General features: G+C 37.0%; 1 protein-coding gene and 1 pseudogene. Both read left to right on the forward strand.

Going from position 1 to position 3387, the window contains the following annotated elements; all coding sequences use genetic code 11:
* Positions 1 to 210 (forward strand): annotated as a pseudogene (locus tag BN338_RS12675) (helix-turn-helix domain-containing protein); the annotation flags it as partial.
* A gap of 1280 nt (positions 211 to 1490) precedes the next feature.
* Positions 1491 to 2978 (forward strand): histidine--tRNA ligase, encoded by a 1488-nt coding sequence (gene hisS / locus BN338_RS07220; RefSeq protein WP_039760517.1) that lies wholly within the window; start codon positions 1491 to 1493, stop codon positions 2976 to 2978.
* The last annotated feature ends 409 nt before the right edge of the window (positions 2979 to 3387 follow it).

The following is a 3387-nucleotide window of genomic DNA, read 5'->3' on the forward strand; positions in this document are numbered from 1 at the left end:
ATCAGCGCAGGGCGGTTAAAGGAAATTTCCGATATTTTGAAGGTTCCAGTTTCCTTCTTTTACACTGATATCATCAAAAAAGAAAACACCCCGTATCATTATGATGAAATCGCAGCGAGCAAAGAGGAATATTTGCTTTTAAAAAGTTTTAGAGTTCTCACGTCCGTCAAACAGAAAGCAATTTTGAAGCTGATTTCTAATCAAAATTAAAACGTTTTAAATGATGTATGGTGCACTATTCTTTTTATTTCCTCTTTATCTTAAAAGATGAAGATTTTTAATCCATGCTGACTTTAAAAAAAACGTCTGTAAACAATCTGGTGTCTTTTCTAACACATTCCATTTGGCTAATTTCATATGAATATATAAGCCACTTCTTTTTATAAATATTCATAAAAGTATTTAGAGGCAGCATGGTGATAATGCTGCCATTTTTTCATAATGAAAACGATTAAACGTTATGAGATGAGCTTTAAGCTGCACTTCTTTTGACTGTTTTATTTTGCAAAGTCCTCCCTTTCTATTGTTTTGCTTGTGTGTTTAGAAGCATCAATTTGTCAATCAATCGTCTGCAACCAGCTCAGTGTCTTTTCTAATGCATGCTATTTGGCTGATTTCATATGGGATATAGCGACGTCTCTTCATAAAGATTTATGAAAATGTCTAGAAACATATTATGGTGATAATGCTTTTGTTTAGCTTTGATTTTTTAGCGACTCTAAAGGATTATTTTTCTTAAAGTTCTACTGATACATAGACGATAAGTTGTAAACAGTTTGGGGATTGTAAACAGTTTGGTTTTTCTTAAGCGGGGTTCAGTGGTTGATTTCATATCACGGTATTTCAAATGATCATGTTTTACGGTACAGCAGTGTTATCGTTCACTGTTTTGCTGGTTGGGTGAAAGTCCCTTCATGTGATGAGATTTTTATTGTTTTAAAGTTTTTATGGTTAATCAAGATCATTTCTTTGTATGTGTTAAGAGGTCTTAGGATAGCATAAAGCATTTGAAGACAAGAAAAAGCTTTTTATGCCTCCTTTCAAGTGCCAAGAGCTTTTGCAACATTGAAGGATGATAAAGCGTATGATTGGCTTGCAGCTTTATTGAGCTGTTAAGAGAGATGAATGCATAATGGATTTATACTTTTCATGAAGATTTTATCTTACGTTCAGAGGGCTTTATGCGAATATCATTATACGATTCATAAGTTCTTTTTTTGAAATAGATGCGAGGGTATAGAAAATTATTTTTTAAACAAGGAAATAAATTGGTAATATAATGGTGTTTTTTGTTGAGGATGTTTTGTGTGTGGAGGCGTGACATCATGAAGTATAAAATTTTTTAGAAAATTGCTTTAAGGCAGATCGCTTTTGTAAAATAAAATCCTCTAACATGTTGTTAAAAGCTTTGAGGGTGATAAAGTCATTGCAGCGTTTGTTGCTATGGGATAATGGTTATCCGTGAACACATATTGTTGCTAGAGAATAACATGTCATTGAAACAAGAAAAAACCAAAGCCCGTTTACCCCGTGGTTTTGTTGATCGCACAAGTGCACAATTGTATGCTACTGAAATGATGATTGCGCAAATTCGTGAAGTTTATGAACTTTACGGTTTTGAAGCGCTTGAAACACCCATTTTTGAATATACAGATGTGTTGGGGAAGTTTTTACCTGATTCAGATTGTCCCAATGCTGGGGTTTTTTCGCTCCAAGATGATGATGAACAATGGATGTCTTTGCGCTATGATCTGACGGCGCCTCTTGCGCGTCATTTTGCTGAAAATTTTGAAACGCTCCCAAAACCATATCGTAGTTATCGGTTGGGATTTGTTTTTCGCAATGAAAAGCCTGGACCAGGACGGTTTCGGCAATTTATGCAATTTGATGCTGATATTGTAGGAACACCAACCGTTGCAGCAGATGCTGAAATTTGCATGATGGCAGCGGATAGTTTGGAAAAATTAGGCATTCAGCAGCATGATTATGCCATTCGTTTGAATAACCGAAAAATTCTGGAAAGTGTTTTGCAGTTGATTGGTTTAGGGGAAAAGGAGCAGGTTGAAAGGCGTTTAACTGTTCTTCGAGCAATGGACAAACTTGATAAATTTGGTTCTGAAGGCGTGCGTTTACTTTTAGGTAAGGGACGTTTGGATGAAAGTGGTGATTTTACAAAAGGAGCTGAACTTCAAGATAAAGAGATTGAATGTATCCTTTCTCTACTCACGATAGAAGCGAAAACGGCAGAAGAAACGCTTGATGCTCTCAGACAAGTCGTTGGTCAGAATGCTCAAGGGCTTGAAGGGGTTCGCGAGCTTGAGGAAATGCAAGCAATCTTTTCCGCTAATGGTTATCACAATCGCATTAAAATTGACCCTTCGGTGGTTCGTGGATTGGAATATTATACGGGGCCTGTTTTTGAGGCGGCATTGCTTTTTGATGTTCTCAATGATGATGGGCAAAAAGTTGTTTTTGGCTCTGTTGGTGGTGGGGGGCGCTATGATGGTTTGATCGCGCGTTTTCGGGGAGAAAATATTCCGGCAACAGGTTTTTCAATAGGGGTTTCACGTTTGATCGCTGCTTTGCAAAATCTTGGAAAATTGCCAGTCAAAAATACTTTTGGACCCGTTGTGGTGTTGATGATGGATAAAGAGCCAGAAGCTATTGCAGGTTATCAAAAAATGGTGATGCAATTGCGAAGTGCAGGAATTTGTGCGGAACTTTATTTGGGGGCATCGGGAATTAAAGCGCAGATGAAATATGCGGATCGGCGTCAAGCTCCTTGTGTGATCATCCAAGGAACGCAAGAACGTGAGAGTGGAAAAATACAGATCAAAGATTTAATTGAAGGAGCCCGTTTGTCTCATGAAATTAAGGATAATCAAACATGGCGTGAAAGCCGTCCTGCGCAAGTGATGGTTAATGAAGAGCAATTGGTGCAAACAGTACAAGATATTTTAGCAGCCCAAAAACAGTAATGGTTTTGTGAAAGAAACTGCTGCGAAGAGCTTGAACATTTCCCCTTCAATTTTTAAATATGTCTTTATATCTGTTTTCGTGTGCTTAAAATCTTATTTTTTAAAGTTCCTGCGGCATAAAAGGAATTCTTTTGAAAGCTGAAAAAGGCTTTATATTCATGATAAAATGAATATTTGAGGGGGAGGTGAATAGTTTTATAAAGCAAAATATGCACCGCTGGAGCGTTCGGCGCTCTTTATTCAGCTCTGTTTAGAAAAAGTGATGGTCAATAATAGAAACCCAATAGCTTATAGACATATATGACTATTCATAGGGGTAATTTTTGAATTCTCATGTGTTTGTCTATATTTTCTGCTGTTTTATTGTGAATAGCCTAAGATCTTACATCCGTGAACGATAAAAGAGATC

The organism is Bartonella queenslandensis AUST/NH15, assembly GCF_000312585.1.
GTDB lineage: Bacteria > Pseudomonadota > Alphaproteobacteria > Rhizobiales > Rhizobiaceae > Bartonella > Bartonella queenslandensis_A.